The organism is Pseudorhodobacter sp., assembly GCF_030452865.1.
Taxonomy (GTDB): domain Bacteria; phylum Pseudomonadota; class Alphaproteobacteria; order Rhodobacterales; family Rhodobacteraceae; genus Pseudorhodobacter.
Genome location: NZ_JAKDLJ010000262.1, coordinates 1 through 5,204, shown reverse-complemented (window position 1 = coordinate 5,204; position 5,204 = coordinate 1). Strand labels below are relative to the sequence as shown.

Below are 5,204 nucleotides of genomic sequence, written 5' to 3'. Positions count from 1 at the left end.
GAAAGGGGCGACCGTGCAGTTTCACAACGACAAATTCGCCAATCCGGCAGGTCTGGTGGATTTCATCAAGACCCAAGCTGGCGCGCGGGTGTCGGGTAACAAGATCGTGCTGGTTCAGGACTGGAAAACCGAAGGCGACAAGATCAAGGGCGCGTTCGCAATCGCCAAAGCATTGGCGGAGAAGTTGTTGGAATTGAAGAAATAATAGGGTTTACGGTTGCGCCTTTGGCAGCGTCAGCATCAACAGCAGCGCCAGAATTGACATCACCAGCACGCCAAGCACCAACGGAAGATACGTGCCGTTGAACGCAAGGCCCAGCGGGGCGGCGAGCATGACAGCACACACCGTTGCAATCGCGCCGGTCACCGATGCCGCCATGCCCGCGATATGGCCGACAGGTTCCAGCGCCAGCGCGTTGAGGTTGCCAAGTGTCAACCCGGCCATCGCAAACACCCCGATCATCCAGATGACAAACAGCGCGAAACCCGCGCCGCCAGTCAGGATGCCGGAAAGCGCCAGCGCGATGGTTACGGCGGACAGGGCAATCTGAGCGATCAGCGTCGTGGTGATCATCGAACGCATCCCGACACGGCCAACCAGAAAGGCATTTGTCGGGCTGGCGGTGCCTGCGCAAATGGCAACCACGGCAAACCAGAGCGGGAAACTGTCGGCGCGGTTGAAGACATCCTCGAATATCTGCTGCGCAGAGGAGAGTGTGCCGAAAAGTGCCCCGAAGATAAGGGTTTGCACGGCGATAGTGGTACGGATGACGCGGTGCGACAACACCTCTTTCAGGGCCGCAATCAGGGGTGCAGCGCGAAAGGGACGACGGCTTGCCAAGGGCAGCGTTTCGGGTTGTCGCATCATCAGCCAGACCATCGAAATCACCGAGAAAGCAATGAAGGTGACGAAGATGGAACGCCAGCCAAAGGCCGAGATGATGCCGCTTGCCGCCAGCGGCGCGATGGCGGGCACGAGGGTAAAGATCATCATCGCGAAGCTGACGATGCGGGCCATGTCGCGCCCTTTGTAAAGGTCACGCACCAAGGCGAGCGACACCACGCGCGCCCCTGCCGCGCCCAAGCCTTGAATGATGCGGGCGGCCAGCATGGTTTCCAGTGTTGGCGCGAAATAGGCAACACCTGCGGCGAAACAATAGAGCACCGCGCCTGAAACGATGATCCGCCGCCGCCCGAAACTGTCGGAAAGCGGGCCTGCGACAAAGGTGCCCAGCCCCATGCCAAGCACGAAGCTGGTCAGGATCAGCTGTGCGGTATTGGGCGCGTCGGGTGTCAGTTCTGCCGCGATACTGGGCAGGGCGGGCAGCATGGAGTCGATGGAAAAGGCAACCGTGGCGAACAGCATCGCGATCAGGGCGATGAATTCACTTTGGCCCATGGCTCGTGTCGGGTGGGTCATGTCACGGTGCCTTCTGGAATTGAGTTGCGCCGCGTGTCGACGGTTTTGGGGGCGGGTTCAAGCCTCTGGCAAAGTGGGCTGTTTTTCCAGCAACTCATCAATCACCTGTTGCCAGACCGCGACGGGTTGTGCGCCCGACATCAGATATTGTTGTGCGATCAGAAAGGCCGGCACCCCGGTCAGCCCCTTCGTGCGGGCATCAGCATCGCGGGCAATCAGATCATCTCGGTCGGCGTCGCTGTCCAGCAGCCTTGCGGTCATTGCGCCATCCATTCCAGCGGCAACGGCAATCCCGGCCAGAACGACCCGATCACCGATATCCTTGCCGTCGCGGAAATAGGCGCGGAACAGCGCCGCAACCACGGCATTTTGTCGCCCCTCCAGCCCGGCCCAGTGAATCAGGCGATGGGCGTCGAGGGTGTTGGGCGTGCGCTGCATCGCCTCAAAGTTGATCTCCAGCCCGGCGGCTTTCGCGGCTTGCGTCACGCGGGCATAAACCTCTACGGCTTTGTCCTTGCCGCCGAATTTCTGCTCCAGATAGTCGCGGCGGTCGACGCCCCCCGCAGGCATGTCCGGGTTCAATTGGAACGGGTGCCACTGGACCTGAAACGGTTGTTCCGCCCGGCTTTCCATTGCGCGGTCAAGATGGGTTTTGCCGATATAGCACCAGGGGCAGATCGGGTCAGAGAAAATATCGAGGCGGATCATTGGGGCGCTTCCTTTCGGGCGACAATGCTGATTTGTGGTTGCGCTATCCTATTGTCGCGGCGATGACGAGGGGTCAGCGGGTATTGGACGCAAGGCGCGCCGGTTCAGCTTGCCATTGGCGTTGCGGGGCAGGTGGGCCGCATGGCGAAACAGGCGCGGCTGCTTGTAGCGCGCAAGGGCGCTTGCCGCATGGGCGCTTAGCGCGGATTCCTCCAACGGGGCAACGGCGCTGTAGAAGCAGGCGATGACGGTGGTGCCGGGTTTCACCTCCCATTCTATCGCGGCGCAATCAGTTACGCCGGGAAAGCGCACCATCACCGCCTCCACCTCCAGCGGCGAGACGCGGTAGCCGCCCGCGTTCATCATGTCGTCGCCTCGGCCGAGATAGGTGATCGCGCCATCCGCTGCCATTTCCGCGATGTCGCCAGTCACATACCAATCCCCGCGAAAGCGCGCTTTGGTGGCGCGGTCGTCGCCGTAATAGCCAAGGAACAGGCCGGGGTCGTGGCGATCAACCGCAAGGATGCCGGGTTCATCGAAGGCCGTCGGCGCGCCATCATCCCCCAGAATCGCGATGTGGCGGCCCGGCTGGGCAAAGCCGGTCGCGCCCTCGGGTGCGGGGTGCGTGGGCGAGCCAGAGAGGAAGGTGGAGATTTCGGACATGCCGAAGGCTTCATGGATCGGCGTGCCGGTAGCCACCTGCCAATCGGCGCGGGTGGCTTGGGGGAGGGCTTCGCCCGCTGACAGACCGTGGCGCAGTTCGGGCATCGGCGGCATCGGCTGGCGCAGGATCTGGCGGTATACGCCGGGGGCTGCGGCGAAGATGCTGGCCTGCGCTTTTTGCAGCAGGTCGGGCAGGGCGGTGGCTGCGGTGCCGGGCGCGGGGATCAGCGCCGTTGCACCGATGGTCCAGGGGTCCATCAGACCGGTGCCAAGCGTATAGGTCCAGTTGAACGCACCCGCATGCAGCAGGCGGTCATCAGATGTCAACCCGTACCAGCCCTGCATCATCATCTGCCGCGCCAAAATCGCGCGATGGGCATGGGCAACCGCTTGCGGATGCCCGGAGGTGCCAGAGGTGAAGATGATATAGCCGAGCCGGTTCGGATCGCCCATTTCCGGCGCATGAGGGGGCAATTCCTGCATGTCATGTAACGCTTCTGCATGCAGAAGTGGGCAAGATGGGGTCGCAGGCAGGGCGACACCTTCCCCCGCGACGATCAGCGCGGGCGTGGTCAGATCACACAGCTTTGCCACCTCGGGCCCGGTAAGCATGGCCGAGGTCGGGATCGGCACCAGACCTGCTGTGATCGCGGCCAGAAACAGCACCGGGAAATCAACGCTGTTGCCCAGCCGCATCAGGATGCGGTCACCGGGCGCGAGCCCTTGGGCCAGAAGCCCGGTTGCGACCCCGCCCACGGCAGCCGACAGCCGGGCATAGTGCCAGCTTTCCACATGATCGGGATAGAGCAGTTCCAGCGCGGTCTTTTCCGGCGTCAGTGCTGCCTTGGCCAGCACATAGGCGGCAAGGTTGAAACTGTCGGGCAGGGTGGGATAGGGAGGAGCGTGGGATATTGCTGGCATGGTGGGATTGTTGCTATCGCCGCTGTGGCGCGGTTGCAAGGCTGCACCATCCTTGCTGCGTCACAGACAGAACAATACCACCGCGACAAACACCCCGTTCGCGAACAACAGCGCCATCACTGCCAGCGAGCCGAGATCTTTGGCATCGCGCGCAGCCTCCGACCAATGCGGTGAGACGTGATCGACAATCGCCTCCACCGCCGTATTCAACGCCTCTATGGCGAGCAGCAGGAACCACAGGATCAGAAAGCCGGGGTAGGCCCAAACCGGGGCGCTGGTCAGCCAGAACAGCAACGCCACGATCGGCAGGCCAAGCACCTCATGGCGAAAGGCTGTTTCCGCCCAAAGCCTGCGGATGCCCGCAACGGAATACCCGGCGGCGGCCAGCAGATGGCGCAACCCGGTGATGCGGGCGGGGCGCGGTTTCGCAAAGGCCTCGTTCTTATCCGCCATTCGTACAGCCTTCGATGATATCCAATGCGGGGTCAAGCGTATCAGTTTTCACATCCGCCAGACGCAGAATCGTGCTGAACATGTTGTCATGGCTGAACGGCTCGCTTCGCTTGGCCTTGATGCAGGCTTCGTCGATGCCGAAGGTCTGGGCAAAATCGGTGCCAAGCCACATCAGCATCGGCACGCGGGTCTGAAAGGCGGGCGCAACGAAATAGGGCGCTCCGTGCAGGTACAGTCCGTTCTCTCCCAGCGATTCGCCATGATCCGAGGCATAGAACATCGCGGGCAGTACCCGGTCCTGTGCTGCCAGATCATCAATTATCGTGGCCAGAATATGATCAGTGTAGCGGATCGTGTTGTCATAGGCGTTGGTAATCAACTCATTGCTGCAATCCTTCAGCTCCGAGGTCATGCAGGTCGGTTTGAAATCCTCAAACGCCTTGGGGTAGCGCAGGTAATAGGACGGGCCATGGCTACCGATCATATGCAGGACCAGAACCGTGTTCCGGGTCATGGTCTTGGCGTAATCCGCGAGTTTATCAAGGAAAATCCCATCCGTGCATTCGCCATCGGCGCAATAGCGCGGATCGGTGGAGGTGATGACGTTTTCGACGGTGAAGCGGCTGGCGATATTCTTGTCGCCGGTGTTATTGTCCCACCACTCAACATGATAGCCGGCACGGCCCAGCACATCGAGCAGGTTTTCGGTGCTGAGCGCTTTTTCGTAGCTGTAATCCGCGCGGCCCAGATGTGAAAACATGCAGGGCAGTGACACAGCCGTTGCCGTGCCGCAGCTTGACACATTGTCAAAATAAGCGATGTCGCGCTTGGCAAGTTCGGGATTGGTGTCGCGGCTGTATTCCCCAAGGCTCCAGTTCTGCGCGCGGGCGGTTTCACCGGCCATCACCACGATCAGTACGGGCTTGGCGGCCGCGGACAGCGCCGGCCCTGGTGTGGCATCGGTGCCGTAGGCTTGCAGTGGCAAGCGTTCAGATCGCTGGATCATGTGGATATAGCGCAGGGTTGCGGCAAGCGGCGC

6 protein-coding genes are annotated in these 5,204 nt (G+C 61.5%); 1 reads left to right on the top strand and 5 read right to left on the bottom strand.

Annotated elements, in window-relative coordinates:
* Window positions 1-205: hypothetical protein (locus L0H65_RS14035; RefSeq protein ID WP_301459672.1), on the top strand; the 205-nt coding region annotated here is incomplete at its 5' end.
* Window positions 206-211: 6 nt separating this feature from the next.
* Here L0H65_RS14035 and L0H65_RS14030 read toward each other — a convergent pair.
* The 5 genes from L0H65_RS14030 to L0H65_RS14010 all read right to left on the bottom strand — a co-directional run.
* The gene (locus tag L0H65_RS14030; RefSeq protein ID WP_301459671.1) at window positions 212-1,420 is read right to left on the bottom strand and encodes an MFS transporter; all 1,209 of its coding nucleotides are present in this window, start codon (window positions 1,418-1,420) and stop codon (window positions 212-214) included.
* A gap of 57 nt (window positions 1,421-1,477) precedes the next feature.
* Window positions 1,478-2,128, bottom strand: a complete 651-nt coding sequence (locus L0H65_RS14025; protein WP_301459670.1) for a DsbA family oxidoreductase — start codon at window positions 2,126-2,128, stop codon at window positions 1,478-1,480.
* A 48-nt stretch (window positions 2,129-2,176) separates the two neighbouring features.
* Window positions 2,177-3,712 (bottom strand): class I adenylate-forming enzyme family protein, encoded by a 1,536-nt coding sequence (locus L0H65_RS14020; RefSeq protein ID WP_301459669.1) that lies wholly within the window; start codon window positions 3,710-3,712, stop codon window positions 2,177-2,179.
* Window positions 3,713-3,772: 60 nt separating this feature from the next.
* Window positions 3,773-4,165: a diacylglycerol kinase gene (locus L0H65_RS14015; RefSeq protein ID WP_301459668.1), complete on the bottom strand. Its 393-nt coding sequence runs from the start codon at window positions 4,163-4,165 to the stop codon at window positions 3,773-3,775.
* Window positions 4,155-5,204: phosphoethanolamine transferase (locus L0H65_RS14010; RefSeq protein WP_301459667.1), on the bottom strand; the 1,050-nt coding region annotated here is incomplete at its 5' end. The genes L0H65_RS14015 and L0H65_RS14010, both read right to left, overlap by 11 nt.